Source organism: Pseudomonas sp. QS1027 (genome assembly GCF_002814235.1).
Taxonomy (GTDB): domain Bacteria; phylum Pseudomonadota; class Gammaproteobacteria; order Pseudomonadales; family Pseudomonadaceae; genus Aquipseudomonas.
In genome coordinates this window covers 169,728-186,235 of the sequence record NZ_PHSU01000008.1, presented here as the reverse complement: position 1 = coordinate 186,235, position 16,508 = coordinate 169,728, and the positions used below count along the sequence as shown (strand labels likewise).

The 16,508-nt window shown below is 52.7% G+C and carries 16 protein-coding genes and 1 pseudogene; 9 read left to right on the top strand and 8 right to left on the bottom strand.

Annotated features, from left to right (window positions below; all coding sequences use genetic code 11):
- Window positions 1-115: 115 nt before the first annotated feature.
- Window positions 116-583 (top strand): GNAT family N-acetyltransferase, encoded by a 468-nt coding sequence (locus CWE01_RS09250; RefSeq protein ID WP_100940222.1) that lies wholly within the window; start codon window positions 116-118, stop codon window positions 581-583.
- 444 nt (window positions 584-1,027) lie between these two features.
- Here CWE01_RS09250 and CWE01_RS09245 read toward each other — a convergent pair whose 3' ends face one another.
- Both CWE01_RS09245 and CWE01_RS09240 read right to left on the bottom strand, forming a co-directional pair.
- A complete protein-coding gene (locus tag CWE01_RS09245) occupies window positions 1,028-1,348 on the bottom strand; it encodes a hypothetical protein (RefSeq protein WP_100940221.1) in 321 nt (106 codons plus the stop codon).
- Between the two features lie 241 nt (window positions 1,349-1,589).
- Window positions 1,590-1,940, bottom strand: a complete 351-nt coding sequence (locus CWE01_RS09240; RefSeq protein WP_157815202.1) for a hypothetical protein — start codon at window positions 1,938-1,940, stop codon at window positions 1,590-1,592.
- Window positions 1,941-2,792: 852 nt separating this feature from the next.
- Here CWE01_RS09240 and CWE01_RS09235 point away from each other — a divergent pair.
- Genes CWE01_RS09235 through CWE01_RS09225 form a run of 3 tightly spaced genes read left to right on the top strand, consistent with a single transcriptional unit; the run spans window position 2,793 to window position 5,968 of the window.
- Window positions 2,793-4,145: a hypothetical protein gene (locus CWE01_RS09235; RefSeq protein WP_100940219.1), complete on the top strand. Its 1,353-nt coding sequence runs from the start codon at window positions 2,793-2,795 to the stop codon at window positions 4,143-4,145.
- A gap of 12 nt (window positions 4,146-4,157) precedes the next feature.
- The gene (locus CWE01_RS09230) at window positions 4,158-5,075 is read left to right on the top strand and encodes a DMT family transporter (RefSeq protein WP_100940218.1); all 918 of its coding nucleotides are present in this window, start codon (window positions 4,158-4,160) and stop codon (window positions 5,073-5,075) included.
- A complete protein-coding gene (locus CWE01_RS09225; RefSeq protein WP_100940217.1) occupies window positions 5,075-5,968 on the top strand; it encodes a hypothetical protein in 894 nt (297 codons plus the stop codon). The genes CWE01_RS09230 and CWE01_RS09225 overlap by 1 nt, the downstream gene beginning before the upstream one ends.
- 39 nt (window positions 5,969-6,007) lie before the next feature.
- On the opposite strand, the gene CWE01_RS09220 is transcribed toward CWE01_RS09225, so the two are convergent.
- The 3 genes from CWE01_RS09220 to CWE01_RS09210 all read right to left on the bottom strand — a co-directional run bounded on the left by CWE01_RS09220 (window position 6,008) and on the right by CWE01_RS09210 (window position 7,706).
- A complete protein-coding gene (locus CWE01_RS09220) occupies window positions 6,008-6,916 on the bottom strand; it encodes a LysR family transcriptional regulator (protein ID WP_100940216.1) in 909 nt (302 codons plus the stop codon).
- Window positions 6,917-7,090: 174 nt separating this feature from the next.
- A complete protein-coding gene (locus CWE01_RS09215; RefSeq protein WP_100940215.1) occupies window positions 7,091-7,342 on the bottom strand; it encodes a hypothetical protein in 252 nt (83 codons plus the stop codon).
- A 91-nt stretch (window positions 7,343-7,433) separates the two neighbouring features.
- The gene (locus CWE01_RS09210; protein WP_100940214.1) at window positions 7,434-7,706 is read right to left on the bottom strand and encodes a hypothetical protein; all 273 of its coding nucleotides are present in this window, start codon (window positions 7,704-7,706) and stop codon (window positions 7,434-7,436) included.
- Window positions 7,707-8,252: 546 nt separating this feature from the next.
- On the opposite strand from CWE01_RS09210, the gene CWE01_RS09205 reads away from it, so the two are divergent.
- From CWE01_RS09205 to CWE01_RS33280, 3 genes are all read left to right on the top strand, one after another.
- Window positions 8,253-8,600, top strand: coding sequence for a DUF6124 family protein (locus CWE01_RS09205; RefSeq protein WP_100940213.1), 348 nt, complete (start codon window positions 8,253-8,255; stop codon window positions 8,598-8,600).
- A 462-nt stretch (window positions 8,601-9,062) separates the two neighbouring features.
- Window positions 9,063-9,893 (top strand): hypothetical protein, encoded by an 831-nt coding sequence (locus tag CWE01_RS09200; protein WP_157815201.1) that lies wholly within the window; start codon window positions 9,063-9,065, stop codon window positions 9,891-9,893.
- Between the two features lie 324 nt (window positions 9,894-10,217).
- Entirely contained in the window at window positions 10,218-10,409 is a 192-nt protein-coding gene (locus CWE01_RS33280) for a hypothetical protein (protein WP_157815200.1), read from the top strand.
- Here the strand turns inward: CWE01_RS33280 and CWE01_RS09195 are convergent.
- The gene (locus CWE01_RS09195; RefSeq protein WP_100940211.1) at window positions 10,406-13,336 is read right to left on the bottom strand and encodes a DEAD/DEAH box helicase; all 2,931 of its coding nucleotides are present in this window, start codon (window positions 13,334-13,336) and stop codon (window positions 10,406-10,408) included. The genes CWE01_RS33280 and CWE01_RS09195 overlap by 4 nt on opposite strands.
- A gap of 609 nt (window positions 13,337-13,945) precedes the next feature.
- Here CWE01_RS09195 and CWE01_RS33275 point away from each other — a divergent pair.
- Together CWE01_RS33275 and CWE01_RS09190 are read left to right on the top strand one after the other, a co-directional pair.
- Window positions 13,946-14,239 (top strand): hypothetical protein, encoded by a 294-nt coding sequence (locus CWE01_RS33275; RefSeq protein WP_157815199.1) that lies wholly within the window; start codon window positions 13,946-13,948, stop codon window positions 14,237-14,239.
- 100 nt (window positions 14,240-14,339) lie between these two features.
- Entirely contained in the window at window positions 14,340-15,125 is a 786-nt protein-coding gene (locus CWE01_RS09190; protein ID WP_100940210.1) for a hypothetical protein, read from the top strand.
- A gap of 245 nt (window positions 15,126-15,370) precedes the next feature.
- Here the strand turns inward: CWE01_RS09190 and CWE01_RS09185 are convergent, their stop codons facing one another.
- Both CWE01_RS09185 and CWE01_RS09180 read right to left on the bottom strand, forming a co-directional pair.
- On the bottom strand, window positions 15,371-15,721 hold the full coding sequence (locus CWE01_RS09185) for a hypothetical protein (RefSeq protein WP_100940209.1): 351 nt from the start codon (window positions 15,719-15,721) through the stop codon (window positions 15,371-15,373).
- 178 nt (window positions 15,722-15,899) lie between these two features.
- Window positions 15,900-16,390, bottom strand: a pseudogene (locus CWE01_RS09180) (transposase); the annotation flags it as partial.
- Between the last annotated feature and the right edge of the window lie 118 nt (window positions 16,391-16,508).

Below are 16,508 nucleotides of genomic sequence, written 5' to 3'. Positions count from 1 at the left end.
GGCGGGCACTGAGGTTATGCGCGCTTAAAACATGACGTAATGACCCCAAGGCCCCGCCAGAATATGGACGGGGCTTTTTAGTTTTCCGTCCGCCTCTGGCTAACGGAGAATAAAAATGTTCACGATTAGACGAGCAACGCAAAGCGACTCCCAAACAGCATTCGACATTCGCCTTCTGGCGATACGGCACCAATGCGTCGGCGCCTATACCACGGAGCAGATACTGGCCTGGACAGCAGGATCGCCTGAGAATGGGTATAGCGAACTGATGGAAAAGCACTTCTATCTGGGATGTATTCGGGGTAACCCCGTGGCGACAGGCATGCTTGATCTGGAGAAAAGTGAAATCGGCGCGATCTTTGTACTCCCAAGCTTTACGCAGCAGGGCATCGGCAAGAGAGTCCTGGGCCACCTTGAACACCTAGCTCGCGACTTGGGGCTGGAGAAAGTCAACCTGGACGCGACTTTGAACGCTGCAGAGTTTTACCGGCGATGCGGTTTCGTTGGTGATGCCCCTGCGATTTACCATTCGCCCTCCGGGCTTCAACTGGCTTGTGTTCCTATGGTGAAAGAGCTGGTGTAAGTTTCGGAGTCGATCCGCCGCGCCTGGCATATCGACACGCCGACAACGGTCCTGCACGTAAGGGATGTTCCAGTCCGTTCCAAACGTCCGACTCTGTAGTGATCAAAGAATCCCGGCTACAACGTTAAGTATTTGCTCGAGCCCCCACCGCTTTTAGCCTGTCACAAGTGTCACCGCCGACTCCGGTGGTGACACAGGCCGTCCAGAAATCAGGCGTCGGTTCAAAAATACGCAGACACCATCGCTTAATGCTGGAGTTCGGAAGGTGTATTGACTGGACGCCTGCCCATCAGCGCCCCGCTCCGCCGTTTCAAGGTGGATTGCCTCGGCGTGTTCTTGAAGGTGGCGAGCCTTTACCCATTCCAATGGGATACCGAGCAGGTGCAGCAGATGGACTGCCGAGGGCGAATACATCATCAACAGCCTCAGAGAGGATCGTGTCTGTCACGCTGATGGCGTAAAAAGGGCGTTTTGTAGTTCCTGCCGAGCGAGAGGAAATTCCTCAAGCGCCATCCGGACGCTCAGCGTATCGCGGGCTTTAGCCAGCGCTTCAGGCCCCATGATCACAATGGCTCGTATGGCGGCCCAGCGCGTGAAATGGTTCTCCTGGTCTGAGACCAGCAAGAGTACTTTTTCAAAGTCTGCATCGTCTGATGCGTGCTCTGCCAACAGCCTGGCCATGCCGAAAATATCAATGGGGTAGGCAATCTGATTCACACCCAAATACATCGCCCTGTCGATCAATTCGTCAAAAGAACAGTCCATGAAACCTCATAAGGTAAACAAAAATCCCCCACGCACCTGAGTCCACTGGTAGCCCAGTCAGCCCCTAAAAGTGCAACCGTAATGGCCAAGCTTACCTGCCCGATCTGCCTGTGTCTGGGATCGTAGATACCGCTGGGGCTTGACCAATCACTCGTGGTCAAAAGCCACCTACCGAGCAGCCGGCGGACTCGACTCAAAGCCGACGCAGACGCTGAAGGTGCGCTGGTTTTCAGCGAGCGGCTTAACCTGGGTGCTGGGCATGATCATTCAGCTTTTGCCAGCGTCGAGCGAAACCGAAAGCTTTGTGCCGTATGGACTGCGAGAGCGTTTTCCGAGAGGAGCACTGAAGCAATAGCTCGGACAGCTTGTGATCAACAGGAAACCCTTCGTCCAACCATTTGATCGCCAACTGAGGCCAGTACTCAGAGTCAGACTCCAGCGCCGTGACAAGCAACTCGTGCAGCGAGATTTCTACTGGCAATGGCCTTTTAATTTCCAACGCTGATAGAGCGGCAGAAAGGTCAAGCTGTACGGACTCGTACGGCTTTTCAAGCAGTGGCAGCAGCCACACGTAGCTAAAACGCAGAGTCATCGTCTCAAGAACCTCATATGGATTACTCGTTGATGGCCAAGCCCCCTTGAGCTGACTCATTGGCCCCAGGCATGTAACTCAGTGCCAACTCCCTTCGTCGTATTACGACTTTTCCCACTCTCGCTTCATGGCCGCCTCGCTGGGACGGCCATAAGCCGAACACGAAAACCCGCATGCTGCCTCCTGGTGTTTCAGCGGCCGAACAGAGGCATGAGTGCATCATGCGTCTGAAAATATGCCATTGCTCAACGCCTGTCGAAGGCGACTGACAACGGCAATGGAAGCTAGATATTAAGGAGCAATACATAGGATTTCTAACAGGCAAGCGCGTCCTGATCGTCGGTGTCGCCAGCAGCCGTATCGTCGACTGGGACGATCTGATCTCCTTCAGTCCGGTTTCGCGGTCGAAACCATCCCAACTGTTAACCAGTACCTCCCAGTCTTTCGCCTGGAGTGGAGGCACCTGCTCTGGCGGTAGCGGGAAAACGGGCTCAGCCACAATAGGATCTTGACGTTTACGAGTGAGTCCTTTCAGCCAAAACCTCCACATCAACACTGTCCCTGAATATGAATCCACCAAGCACGCCCCTTCCTTCCGGGGCATCAGTTGGCGGAGAAGTCGTAAGAAAGATCCATGTATTCGCCCCCACGGAGAGAGGCTCGACAACATCACCTCAGTCTTGCTGTGCTTGAGCCGTAGAGACAAATGTACGACCCCTGCGCCCGATCATTCGTTTTCTTCGAATTGACCCAGCAAAATAACTCGATATTCGTGCTGCCAACACCTTCGTAAGCTTCCTTCACCGAGCAAGACGCTCGGTTTTTGGGTTTGAAAGCTGAAGGAATATTGAAGTGTTTGACCGTTATCTGGATAAAAGTGTAACGCTGACTCCCACCGCCATCCCCGAACAGGGCGGCACCCTGGGTGCACTCGAATGGGCCTTGTCCAGCCCGCAGGAAAATCGTCCTATTCCGCTTTATGTAAATGCACTGCGTCAACTGCGCAAGGCGTCACAAGGCATCAGCGGACACCGGGATGAAATCCAGTTTTCTAGAACGGTCCAGTCCCGACTTTCTGATCTGTCGCAAGAGCTTGGTCTACACGGGACCCATTTCCAAATCGTTAACGACGGCGACCCATTGATCGTGAAAGAAGCAGCCGGTGAGCATCTGATCTCACCCACTCATTTCGAAAATGGCGCCTACTTCAGCCATCCTCACGCCGACCATCAGCTGGATTACGGCGCGCAGCAATTGCCAAAAATCCAAGTGGGCAGATACGTCCGATTCGGTCGCAACGCGGCCATAAACGCAGGAGGCGATGTTCGCATCGGCGATGGCGCTTGGCTGTCGCCAGGATCCCAGCTACTGAGGCAAGACCATGATCCTTATGGCCGGCTCTCGATCGGCTCCAGAACCGTTGCCATGACGCGCCTCCCCCCCGTACGACTCTGCGATTACGCCTGGGTAGGTCGGGAAGCTATCGTTGGCTGGAACGCGGACTACTTGGGCAAAGGTAGCATCGTGGGTCTACGCAGCTTCGTGAACAGTTGGGTTGGGGACTACTCGATTGTTGGCGACCAGGGAAAGATTCTTCAGTACCTACCCTACAAGTCTTGGCTGATGGAAAGCTTTCAGCCGACCGTGGAGCAAACACTCCAGATCAGTGATTGGGAGGTGGTCAATGCCGACTGGCTGATCGCCTATCGCGATGAAGAACCTTTGGACTGCGAAACGCCTACCGAACTCAAGGCAGCGCTCAAAGAGCTCACTGGCCAAGCCTGCGCCCTGTTAATCGGGCCTGACGCCCAATGGATGGCCCCGTGGTTCGCAGATCGAGCCACCGACATCATCAGTGACTCGCGCGATGGTTTTGCCAGACTGTTGCAGTGGGCTCAGGATGCTGGGCAACGACGCCTGCGGGTACGCGCGGACCTGAATGCGGACGCGCTGCCCTTCGTCACCGGAGGTCACTACCACTATCGCCGAAAGCTGGGCTATGGCGTCGTCGTGGTGAGCGCTGTCGAAGGTCAACCACCCACCACGTTGGTTGATGAAGCCCTTAGAGTCTGTGCCCCTGGAGGCCTGCTCCTCTATCCACTGACGGCATTAGGCGCCCTTGGTGACTCGGCGTCTCCCCTATTCATTCGCCGCGCAGACATCAAGCTCGGTCATCTGGAATTCGCTTGCCTGGAAAAGGTCTAAAGGAGCCAACCCATGCCCTATCTTTATCTCTCTCTGGCCGCCGTCTTTTGGGGTGGCAACTACGTCGTTGGCAAGCTGATGGTCATCGACATTGATCCCGTGCTGCTATCGCAAGCCCGATGGCTGCTGACCAGCGCGTTGCTGCTGATCATTAACTATCGACCGCTGACCCGATCAATGGGGGCGATTCGTCAGTCCTGGAAAACACTGACGATGCTCGCGATCTGCGGCCAAGTGTTGTTCCCGCTGACCCTGTATATAGGGCTGCAGTACACCACGTCGTTGAACGCTGCCATCTATCTCTCGGCAACACCGTGCCTGGTACTGTCAATCAATCGCTTTGTATTCGGCGACCACATCTCGCGTGGCAACTGGCTTGGCGTCATAGCCAGTACGTTAGGCGTCATATGGCTGGTTACCATGGGCCACCTTTCGGACCTGCGCTTCCTCAAGCAATTCAACAAGGGTGACCTATGGACCATGCTGTCGGCTGCCAGTTGGGCAATGTACTGCGCCTTTCTGCGGACAAAGCCCAAGACTATTCCTGGCAGCGCCTTTGTCACCTACTCGGCACTGGTGGGCACTTTACTGCTGATCCCCTTCACGCTCGTGACGATATACCTGACACCAGACAGCCTTCACACGATGCTGAACGGCACCGTCAGCTTATGGGGGCTGGCGTACTTGGTCATCTTTCCATCATGGCTGTCTTACCTGTTCTGGAACCGCGGCATCGCTGAAATCGGAGCAACACGTGGGGAGATTTTTACACATATCGTTCCATTGTCCGGGGGCATCCTGAGCATCATTTTCCTGGGCACGCCACTCCATGCCTACCACTGGGTGAGCCTGGTGTTTATCGCCACCGGCGTTGTGATGTGCTCGGCCAAACCCAAGCCGAAACTGATGAGCAACGTAGAGACTGCCTGATGAACAAATTGATAGAACGGGTGGACGATAACGGAGTTCACTGGATCAGCATCGCGCAAGGAAGTGCGGCTGCGTACGGGTATCGTACCCTCAACGGCTTCGATAGCGGGCTCGATCTCATGCTGCAAAAGATTGCCAGCGGGCTGGATTTCGAAGCATTCAGTGAGCGCCTGACGTTCGACACTCAATTGAGTCCCCCGTGCCTCAACACCTGTCCCGTTATCCCACTAAAGCCGAGTGAGCCAAGGGATTGCTATGTCAGTGGGTTTGGATACACGCACACCCACGTCAACGCAGTGAAGGCCCCCGCTCGTGAGGCGCCGGACTGGTACTACAAAGGGAACGGTAACAGTTTGGTGGTTGCCCAGAAGATCGTGACGACCCCGTTTCACGCCTGCAGTGCAGGCTTCGAGGTCGAGTACATCTGCGTCTATGTCATCGACCACCTTCGCAACCCCAGATACTGTGGCTATACACTCGCTTTCGACTTTTCGGACCCGGATCTGCGTCATCGACATCCCAGCCTGGCGGGCCTGTCAAAGCTGCGTCAAACAGTGGTGTGCCCCGAGCTGGTCCTTGGCGAACTTCCGCAACAGACCACCGTTAGCAGCTCGGTCATCAGAAAGGGAGAAGTCGCCTGGAAAAAATCTTCGCAGCTAGGCTCAGCTCAATTGAACATCAGCAAACCCGAACTGGAAACGATGTTGTTCCAACATGACACGTTATGCGAACCGGGGACCGTCCACTTCGTTCTTTTGGGCGCCGCAATCAGCAGTGATCGCGACGGTTTTCAACTCAAGGACGGGGATTTGATTACTGCCTGTTCAGATCTGGATTCACTTGAGATCAGCGTGAGCTATGAGGACGAGGCAGTACGTTGCTCCTGTAACTAATAGGTCCATCCGCAGATAGCGGCGCACGAAGAGCCATGGTTAGCCGTGGCTCATCTCTACTCGCTGCCCAACCGTCGACCTAACCTCACATGGCTCACTTTCAAGAATCCATTCGGTAAGCCGCCTTGCAGCAGAACCCAGTGACGCATCCAGAAAGACCATTTCAGTATTGAACGTCGCATAGGGGCCCGTCAGTTCCAGGCTAAGCACTTTGTGGGTGGGTGCAAAGACTTCAACCAGTGCTTGGGGCACCAGTGAGACACCAGCGCCATTCGCTACCTGAGAGAACAACAACGAGTAGGAACCGCACTCAACGATCCGGTCAGGTGTTGCACGATGAAGCGTCAGCAACTCTTTAAGGTTGCGCTGCGAGGCACTCTGCCGGCTGTTGACCAAAAAGCTGCACCCATCCAAGGTATCCAGCGATACCGGAGCATGCGACTCGCCATAAATCAGCGTGAGCCGATCTTCGAACAATCCAAGGCGCGTCAAATGCCCAGGTGCGATTCCCGCGCCGACGATGGCGGCGTCGCAAATGCCCGACTCCAATGCATCGATCAGATAGGTGGAGTTACCCAAGGTAATATCGATATCCAACGCTATCGGATTGCTCATTATTCGCTGCAATAACGGCTGACGAGAAAGCGTGAAGTTTTCGATCACCCCAAGGCGCAGCCTCTGAGGACCGCTGCCCTGCCCAAAACTAGCCTCGGCCTTCGCTACCCACTCAAGGATTTGCGAGGCATAGCCATACAGTTCGTTGCCAGCAGCCGTCACTACAATGCGGCGCCCTGAGCGTTCGAACAAGCGGGTGCCCAGCTTGGATTCCAGCGTCTTGATACGGAATGAGATGCTTGATTGCACGCGGTTGAGCTTCAGCGCGGCCTGAGTGACACTGCCGTAATCGACAATAGCCTTGAAAGCTTCCAGCTCGGCGTTTTCCATCATGGAAAAATAGCTCCCGTTCCAATTTATCCTTGCAGCGTTTACTGCCGGGCGATGATAGCTTTTTGCCCTTTTGCTAAAGATGAAGAATGCTCTATTCAGGTAACGAACTTTCGTTAAACGCTAGAGAGGGGCAACACCACCCAGTATCCATCAGACGAGTGATCCGACCCGCGATCAGTTGATGACGGACCTGAAGCTTGCGCCAGACAGGGCATAGAGAGCCCAGACCGTGAGGATCAGCGCGATTCCAATTGTGACGATTGCCGGAAATGCTCTTCCCGCCTCCGCTGCGCGAACAAAGCGTTTTCCTGCGCCGGCAAACTGGTATCCGGCAGGACCTGCAATGACAACGCCTATGTGTAAAGCGGCAGCCATGGCGCTGCAGGCTGCACCTATGATGAGTGCTTGATTGTATTCCTCGACCACGTTTTATCCTTCCTTGAGTGCCCGAGACAGAGACATCTCGGAACGGGCCCGCGTCGCCGCTTACGGAGATGGCGGAACCAAACGATGACGTTTATTTATTGCTCTTGCGATGCAGCAGGACAAACAAACCGATCAGTTGCATCCCCACCACGACCATGACCACCCTCTTCCCTCCGATGCCGAGGCCAGCCACCCAGTCGATAAAAAGCAGCAAGAGCGCTACGCACAAGGGAAGCATGCAAAGGATGTACAACACTCTGATCAGCTTCCGATTACGTCGTGCCCATGTGGACGGCCCGTCTGCTTGGGCTACAGAGTCCAGAGGGCCCAGGAACTCCAGAAGAGCAATGAATAGATCGATCATGATGTGTTCTAGCGCAATGGTTTCGACAGGAGGTGTGAGGTTTCAATTGGAACGCGCCTTTGTAACGGCTGCGTTTGAGTTTTCTGCATCCTCCTCATGACTACCAACGCCCACCTTGGCTCGAAAGCCGCCGGCCATCAACGACACCTTTCAACCAGTGGGATCGAACACAGGGTCAATGGCGCTCACAGCCTCTCACAGAAGTCGGTCATTTCAGCGACCAGCAAGAGTTATCTCTTTCCCTTGAGTGAAATTTCCTAGAAAATCCTGACCGCTTGCGCCTGCCCATATCGCTGGTTATCTTCGATCCGTCACTGCACATCAGTGACAGGGTTTGGTAGCCCTCGGTGTAACTAGGCGCAAAGCGCCACCTTGAGCAAGGCGCTTTTTTTGGCCTCAGCTTTTATGGTGGTCGTGCGCAGGGCGTCCGCGGACGCGCCGGGTTCCTAGTGCACCGGTCTACCAACCTGCGTACGGCCGCCACCCTTCAATCGTTTGGTAGCGATGGTGACGGCTTCAATACATGCACTTGGAGTACCTCGTACTATGTTCAAGCCCACCCCCAATCCGCCTGCAACCTCCAACATCGAAAGCATCGATCCTCGTATTGCCGACCGTGCTTTGTCTCACTACAACCTCGGTCCGAAGGCAGGTACCAAACCAGCGCCTGTTACCGTGTTGCATGATCATCTGAATGAGCCCGGGAGCCAGGAAGACGCTCTGACCAACGTCTACTCGATTCTGCAATCCGCGGCGGCCACGGCCTATGAGCACGCCGACAACCAGACCGGTTCGAACCGCAAGGTGGCGATGGGTGTGGTGCATCTGATCGAGCTGGCACAGCTGAAGATGGACTCAGTACTGGATGGGCAAGCGGTCAGCACCGGCGGCTGACCACGTTCTACGGAGAGCGGAAAGCCTGGCTTTCCGCTCGTTCGGCTCCGAAGTTCAACGGCCATGTCAGCCCCCCTCAGTCGATTGCCTGCGCCCTGCTCGGACCGCCCCCATGCAGTGTGCGACGCAGTTGAACCACCACAGGCTGAATCAAGATAATGATCGCTGCCGCCGCATAAAGGGCTGCCGTTGCGCACCTGTGATGCCTGTTCGCTGACCGGCTGTCAACTTGCTGAATGGATTGCTGAATGTTCAAGCAAGCGGTCTGAGAAACTTCACTTGGACCGAGGATGATGTCAAGGTAATAGCCTAGTGCCTTGATCCATTCGGCCAGAGCCACTTACTTCACCGCTTGGTCAATTTCAAATGGACTTGCTGTGTTAGACATTCAGGGAAAATGTGATGCTTATGCGCTGGTGTGCCCCGTGGCTTTTGTATCTTGCTGTGAGCCAGGTTTGGGCCGTGGAAGCCGAACCCAAGACACTGATCACTTCAACCGTCGGCGATACGAGCATTCAAGTGTCCGTGCTGAAGGCGACGTCTCAGTCGGATGACGACAAAAAAATCGTGACCTTGACGCGAGAAGGTTCACAGCCGATCACGCTCAAAAATGTCTACTTCGACGTGCTCTATACAGACCCCGACCCCACCCATGCGCCGAATATGATCGTGGGCAGCCACAGTGGGGGTGCCAACTGTTGCTATACGTTGCACATCATCAGTTTTGCTCCATCACTGCATAAGCAAGATATCGAGGCTTACAATTCGAATCTGATCGATATGCAAACGGTCGCTCGTGGTGGACCAACATTGGGTTTCTTAGATTTTAGTTTTGCGTTTTGGTATCACTCATTCGCAGGCAGCCCTGCACCACCGGTCTCGTTAAGTTGGGATGCCGTACAGGGACGCTATGTACTGAACGTCGCTGGCATGCGCAAACCGGCGCCATCGGATGTCGAGCTGAAGGAAGATACGCAGGCGCTCCTGCTGGAAGAGGTCGGTACCAACGATCTGTGGCCACCCGCCCTGCTATGGCGTGACATGCTGACGTACATCTATTCAGGCAACAGTGCGTCGGCCCGAACCTTGATGGATACAGCATGGCAACCGAAATGGGGTGAAAAACAGCTGTTTTTTACCTGCTTTAGCCAGAAGCTGCACGCAGGCTGGCTCTGGAACTACATGGACATCGGTCACTTAATGAAGGCCGACGGCGACTTTCCCAAACCGATAAGTGTACCGGCGGGCTGTACACAGTCAGCGCCGGAGCGGACCCCGACGAGCCATATATAACAAAGTCCTCGCCGGTTGTAAGTCGTATACCATTTCCGTTTTTTGGCAAGGATATGCCATGCCCCTCCGAGACTGAACACCTAGCAAGCAGTTTATTGATCTGTATGGGAAATTGCACCCTACTTGACCACCCGTTTGCGTTGCATATGACCACCCATTTGCATTGGACCTGACCAGCTGTTTGCATGGGACTTGACCAGATGCTTTGAATGGATTCCTCAGAGCATGAGGATTTTGCTCTCGGCCATATTCAGATCACAGTTGGGTAATTGCACGAGGTTGCCCCCCATTTGCTTTCGACCTGACCAGTCATGTGCACCGTATTTGACCAGCAAGACTTGTGGAGACATGACCGGAAGAGAACGGCCAGAAGCTGTCATCGAGCACCTTGGAAATTTAGGACGCTTCAGGCTGTCACAAGCTCGTGATGGCAAAAGCGAAGTCGGTATCGGAACCGCAGATAACAGCATGACATCAGCGAAATCAGCTGCAATTCCGCTGGTGCAATTTAATTAAGGGCTGACAATGACCTTGATGTCCGAGCCCGAGATACTCTTGATGTATGAGTAGCTCGTTCCCAAGACGGCCAACTGTTCCTTCGACACCTTCTTCGCTGATATCGCGGGTTGGACGATCACAAATTTGAAGATCAGCTCATGGTCGTGGCATTTGTTGCGCAGTATCTCCAACTGCTGAGGCGTGCCCTTCAGGATTCTGTCGAAGTCCTTCAGCAGTGATTGCTGGTAACGATCCATCAGTCGGTTGAAGAACTTATCGTCCGTGTACAGCCATTTCACCGATCTCGACGCCTGACCGCATACTTCATAGACGTCGGCGACGCGGGCCCCGGGGGCGTCCGTCACGGGGCAGAATTTGCAATGGTAAAGGTCGACGTAAATGGCGTCCTTGTTTTCCCGAATTGCCACGAGATCAGCAATTTCGCCTTTGCCGTCATCGTTGAAGACTATGGAGTAGTCATCAGCGATCTTGTCAAAGGTGAAGCCTTGTACTGAGTCCTTACGTCGGTCTGCACGCATGGACTCTTGATGGATTTTCGTCGTTCCCCAATCCCAGGGTTCGAGCAAACCGGCAGGCAGTTTTACATCCATGCTGTTGAGCGAGTACTGACGGTAGTTGCCTTGCACCATGGAACCGTCGACCTTGAGCAAAACAAGCGGCTCTGCATCCAGGTAGGAGTCCAGTGGCATTTCGTGGGGGTAAAGGATCTTCACACCTGGGCAGGAGGTCTTGTATCCGTCCTCCAACAACTTGATGGCGATGGTAGTGAGGCGACGTTCTTCGCCATCGTTACCCACGACAAGGACGGGGATCTCCAGCGTCCGCACTCCACTGTACTCAGGCTTACCAAGCTCGACGTCGAGAAGGTTGAAAGTCTCTCCCTGAAAATATAGCGAGATCCTTTGCTCGTTTTCGATCGCGATCGACAGAGGCCAGTCGGCGTAGAACAGGCCTTCTGGCCATCTGTCCTTGATTTGGTCAACACGCATGACATTTTTGAGTACGTCAGCAGGGTCGATGGTGTTGTCGTTGAGTTTGACCGACATGCGCTTGCACCACTCGACCCAGTAGTTGATTGGAGAGGAGTTCATCTCCCAAATCTTGCCCTTGTGCGAGCAGCCCACAGTGGTTCGTTCTCCATCCTCAAAACCGGTGGCGAAGATGTTGGACTTTGTCGCATTGCCTTTCTCGATGTCGCTAATCACCTGGTTGATATCGCGCCCCACGTGCATCGTGAATCGCAGGTCTTTCCGGGCGCGGGACAGGCCAACGTTCTGCAGCTTCATCAGCTTGATGTCGTGGAGCGCACGGAAGGTCGGCTCACCATTGATGCGACGAGGGTCTTTGGCTACCAGGTTGAGAAAGCGAGTTGCCTGGGTATCGTCACCTGAGGTGTGAATGAACAGGGTTTTCTGCGCCTTGTTATAGAAAGCAATGTACAGATTCCAATTGGTATCGACGATTTCTTCGGTTTGAGCCCACCCAACCATAGTCTCTCGCCGAGTCACGGCAATGACGGTATCGGCCTGATCATTGATCGAGATGTACTGCAGTGTTTCCCTGCGTCCATCCAGACCCTGCGCACGCTGTGGTGTCCAGTCCTTAGAGGAGACGTGATACGCCACGGCGCTGATTTTGGGGTTCGGGTTCAGCCCAAAAATCACTTGGGCATCGTCACCGTCAGCAAACTGCTCGTTGAAGTCAGCCCTCTCAATTTCCCGACCTACCTTTTGCTCGCTCACGTTGCGAATGACTGCACCCCAGTCAGCACTCTCCTTGTAGAGTTCTGCCATCTGGTGGTCGGTTTTCTGATTAGCGATGTTCGCCACGAACTTGGCATCACCAAGGGCGGCATCAACCCTCGTCAACCGACCAATGAACTGGAGCGTCACCGCGGGACTTTGATGTTGATCATGAATTGCGGCGATTTTGAGCTCAGGCAGATCGAAGCCTTCCCCAAGCATGTCGACGCAGACGATGATCCGGTGCTTCTTCTCGACGATCTCCGCCATCACTCTGGCTTGGTTCGGCACCTTGCTGTGAATCAGGACTGGCGTTAGGTCGACGTGCTGCTTATAAATCTCAAACAGGTCTGTCGCCCGCTTGTGCGACTTGGCTCGCACCATCATCAAATGGTTGTACCCAGCCTTGAGGTCAGCCCGGAGCAGCTCAACAGCCTTGTCTGCGATGGCCTGGTCAGACAGCTTGAGGTTGTATTCTCGTACCGGATGGAACTCGATGCCTTTGAAATAGCCATCAAGCTGCGCATCCCGGAGCGGGTAGTTGTAGATGATCTTGCCGGCCAGAGCCAGACCATCCTCTCGGAATGGCGTCGCTGTGAACTGAATACAAGGTTTGCCGCTGAAGGCGGTTTTGATTCGGTTCCAACTCGCTGCCACCACATGGTGAGCCTCATCGATCATCAGGTGGCTGCACATGTTCACCAGCGCCCCCAAGGCAGCGTCTTCGAATAGCAGTAGGGCCTGGGGGGTGGCCACAATGATGTTGGCAGTAGCTAATTTTGCAACCTGCGCCTGAGACAGCTTCGAATCGATGGCTGCAACAATGGGGTTGCGCGCTATGTCCGATACCGCCCCCACGGTGCGGAGTGTCTTCATCTCCGTGCACTTGCCCACCAACTGTGTTCTGAGGGCATCCGAGGGAACCAGGATCAAGGTTCTGGCCATCCTCGCAGCGATGATTAGTGCGAGCATGGTGTCAGTCTTCCCTGTACCGGTCGGCATGACCACTGTGGCGGTCGAAGAAGGATCAACCACCAGGTGCCCCAAGGTGGCGTAAAGCGCAGCCAGTTGCGGCTTGCGCAGCCCGGGTGCGTTCGTCTTGGGATCGTCGATACTGAAATTGAAGAGATGGTTTTGCCAGCTCTGGTACACATCCAAATGCGTTATGACTACATCGTCCATGGCGAATACCTAGAGGCAGAAAAACTTCTTGGGAAAAGATGGCGATATGGTAGCACGCCCCTATTTTTTCCATGACCTTAACCGCTTAGAGATACGGACAAAACGAGTCGAGCCCCACGCAGGATGGCCGAACTGTCGTGCCCGCTTTTGCCGAAAGCTGTCGTACGTGAGCGTCGGCTATCGGCCAAAAGTGGTCATCAAGTGCTTAAAAGATCAGCGGCGATTCACTGATCCAGAGGAATCGAACCCTCTGTTTCTGCCTGCGTTATCCCTGCTAAGCCTTGCTATTCATGAGGCCTAGCTAACACACATCTGTTTTGATCCGCTTTTGTTCGCTGTGATTTCTACATTTTTTCGACACGTCAACTAGACAACCTTGAGACCGATCAGTAGCGTCTAGCAATTACGATGCCTTGGCTAATTTGGTACGTGTGGTTTTTCACGTCGTTTTTTCACCTGATCTAGTCGCGCTTGCCATTTTCTCGTCTGTGCAAATCAAGGGTTTACTATATGACAACGGACGTTATCAGACATCTCAAGGTATGTTATGCGACAGCAATGTCGCCTAATCAGTAGTTATATAAAATCAATCGGAACCGGTGAAACGGCATGACTACATACGTTGCAATTATAGTAATAGTGTCAATCGCCAGCGGATTTATTTCCGCGGGAAGTTGGCTGTACGCAAGCATTGTGAAAGTCAGCCATGAAAGAGAGATGGAGCGCCGTCGAAAAAAAGCTGAAAGGAAGGGCGAGAAACCCAATTTGGCGTCCATAAGCCTGGATGGATGGGATATGTCTTCAACTTTTTCTGCCCAATCTCGATGGAATGCAATTGGCGCTATATTTGCTGCAATTTCAATATTGCTACAAGCACTTATTCAGCTCCTTGATTTCGTATAACAATTGGTTCAAATCGCTCGCTTCGCTCACTGGGTCGTGATAAAGCCCGCCCCCCATCCAAGCGTTATGTTTTCCCACTTTGATCAGAGTTAGCATTAAGATGAGCTTCAAAAAAACGCTTCACAACCTTGAAGATATAACCAGCGGCTTTGATAGGTTAATTGGAAATCTGGAAATTCTCCTTAAAGAGATCAGGCCTAGAACGAATGTAAAAAACACTCGAATTGGGCATATTCGCCGTGATTTAGATAAAATTTTTGAGCTTGATATTCCTGAAATGACGAAGCTCTTTGAGATTATTATTAAATTGAACCAGCTTAACGTTGTCTTTGATAATAAAATAGAATTTAACAAGGAAGATGCAATAAGACTAGTCGAAGGTAAGTATGACCTAATAAATGATGACAAAGTTCAGTCCCATGATTTTGTTTTTGAGTTTTTAATGGGGGCAAGGTTTGCTTTGGCTAATGGTGGCAGCAATAAGGTTAGCTTGTCTGGACAAGGGGATATTACTGTTGAAGGAGAAATTGCAGTTGAGTGCAAGAATATCCGAAGTCTTAATAACCTAGTCAAAAATGTAGATAAGGCTAAAGATCAAATTGAAGAAAGAGCTACTAAGGGCGAAGTTAAGTTTGGCATTATCGCTTTAGATATATCAAATGTTTACCCAATGGAAAAAGCTCAAGAATTTATCCAAAGAATCTTTGAGGGTTTCTACAGGAATCACGCAAAAGTTAAAGAGTTTCAGCGCTTTGATCAAGATATTATTGATAGTGTGTTGGAAGATAGAAATCTTCAGAATATTATTCAAAGCTACATAATGCATGAAGCGGAGAGCGCGCTATATAGCGCCTTACCCCTTAGATACAATATGGGGGGGGGATGACATTAGGAATAATCTTTCAGGCAGACAAGTGCTTTGTTATTTCAGGCAATGAGCGATATATTCCAATCCCCATTAGAGGTATGACTTACATTTTAAATAATGGATTACCAGAAAACAGCCATAAAAATGTTAAAGAATATATTCATAGCCTAGCTGTTGGCTTTTAGAAAACATAACAACAGGTTCAAATCGTTCGCTGCACTCACTGGGACGGGCTAAAGCCCGTCCCTTAAATGTCATTCAAGCTAAGGTGATACAACTCCCTTTTTACGCATATTCGCGATGAATGCGGGTCCGTCCCCGGTGAGGTGACTTCCATCATCTTGTTGACCAGCATTTGACCGCCCGGCGGTTAGAGGGGTATCAAAAATTCTTTTATGTAGCTCTAGGCAGCGTTGCCCTATGCCAAGCCCCTTGCACCCGTCTAAGGCCAAGTGCGTAATGTGGTAGTGTTCCCAGTCACCATCTTCGTCGCGGAGGTCGAGGCTGATGGAACCTAGCTTTTGGCCAGTCTTATAAACTGATATTTCATATCCCTCATCATCAAATAAAATTGTATAGTCATTGTTGTCTTTCGCTGTGAATGTGAATTCCATTTTTTATCTCTTTAACTTGTGATTATTTTTAGCTCGAAAATTTCGAATCGCCTATCCTCTACATACGGTCAGATAGGCTGCATTTCAATCAGTGCGCAGCTCAGAGTAAGCAGTTCTTCAAAGAGACCGCCGCAATGCTGCATAGCCATTTAAGGGCCGCGATGGGTCGGTTGACCGGTTCATCGCCCGGCACGCCGCGCTGCCGACTCGCATCCGCCTTGATAATGCTGGCGTCCACGGCAAAGCCTTCGCCCTTGACCAAACCCGCATCCATGCAGCGACGCAGCACCTCATTGAACAACAAGCGAAACAGATCGCTGTCCCGGAAACGGCCGTGCCGGTTTTGGAAAAGGTTGAGTGATTAGGAACTTCATCTTCAAGACTCAACCGGCAGAACCAGCGATACGCCAGGTTCAAATGGGCCTCTTCGCACAACCGCCGCTCGGAGCGAATGCCGTAGCAATAGCCCACGATCAGCATGCGAATCATCCGTTCAGGATCAATCGACGGACGCCCAATCGGGCTATAAAAATGGGCGAGGTAGTGGCGCAGGTCGCTCAGATCGAGACACTGATCAATGCTGCGCAGAAGGTGATTGGAGGGGATGTGATCTTCAAGGTTGAACGAGTAAAACAGTCGCTCCTGCCCACTCGATAACTGTCCCATCATGCTGCGTACTTCCCTGCTGCCGATGCGAGAATTTTGCCGCAGGCCAGACAGGGGAGCTACTTTTTCAACAAAATCGGCCAGGAGCGGTCATTGGGAATAGGCCGTATTACGCTCCAGC

Coding starts and splice junctions, on each gene's coding strand:
- CWE01_RS09220 (WP_100940216.1), bottom strand. CDS start 6,916: ATGATGGAAAACGCCGAGCTGGAAGCTTTCAAGGCTATTGTCGATTAC.
- CWE01_RS09230 (WP_100940218.1), top strand. CDS start 4,158: ATGCCCTATCTTTATCTCTCTCTGGCCGCCGTCTTTTGGGGTGGCAAC.
- CWE01_RS09250 (WP_100940222.1), top strand. CDS start 116: ATGTTCACGATTAGACGAGCAACGCAAAGCGACTCCCAAACAGCATTC.
- CWE01_RS09225 (WP_100940217.1), top strand. CDS start 5,075: ATGAACAAATTGATAGAACGGGTGGACGATAACGGAGTTCACTGGATC.
- CWE01_RS09210 (WP_100940214.1), bottom strand. CDS start 7,706: ATGATCGATCTATTCATTGCTCTTCTGGAGTTCCTGGGCCCTCTGGAC.
- CWE01_RS09245 (WP_100940221.1), bottom strand. CDS start 1,348: ATGGACTGTTCTTTTGACGAATTGATCGACAGGGCGATGTATTTGGGT.
- CWE01_RS09240 (WP_157815202.1), bottom strand. CDS start 1,940: ATGACTCTGCGTTTTAGCTACGTGTGGCTGCTGCCACTGCTTGAAAAG.
- CWE01_RS09205 (WP_100940213.1), top strand. CDS start 8,253: ATGTTCAAGCCCACCCCCAATCCGCCTGCAACCTCCAACATCGAAAGC.
- CWE01_RS33275 (WP_157815199.1), top strand. CDS start 13,946: ATGACTACATACGTTGCAATTATAGTAATAGTGTCAATCGCCAGCGGA.
- CWE01_RS09195 (WP_100940211.1), bottom strand. CDS start 13,336: ATGGACGATGTAGTCATAACGCATTTGGATGTGTACCAGAGCTGGCAA.
- CWE01_RS09190 (WP_100940210.1), top strand. CDS start 14,340: ATGAGCTTCAAAAAAACGCTTCACAACCTTGAAGATATAACCAGCGGC.
- CWE01_RS09185 (WP_100940209.1), bottom strand. CDS start 15,721: ATGGAATTCACATTCACAGCGAAAGACAACAATGACTATACAATTTTA.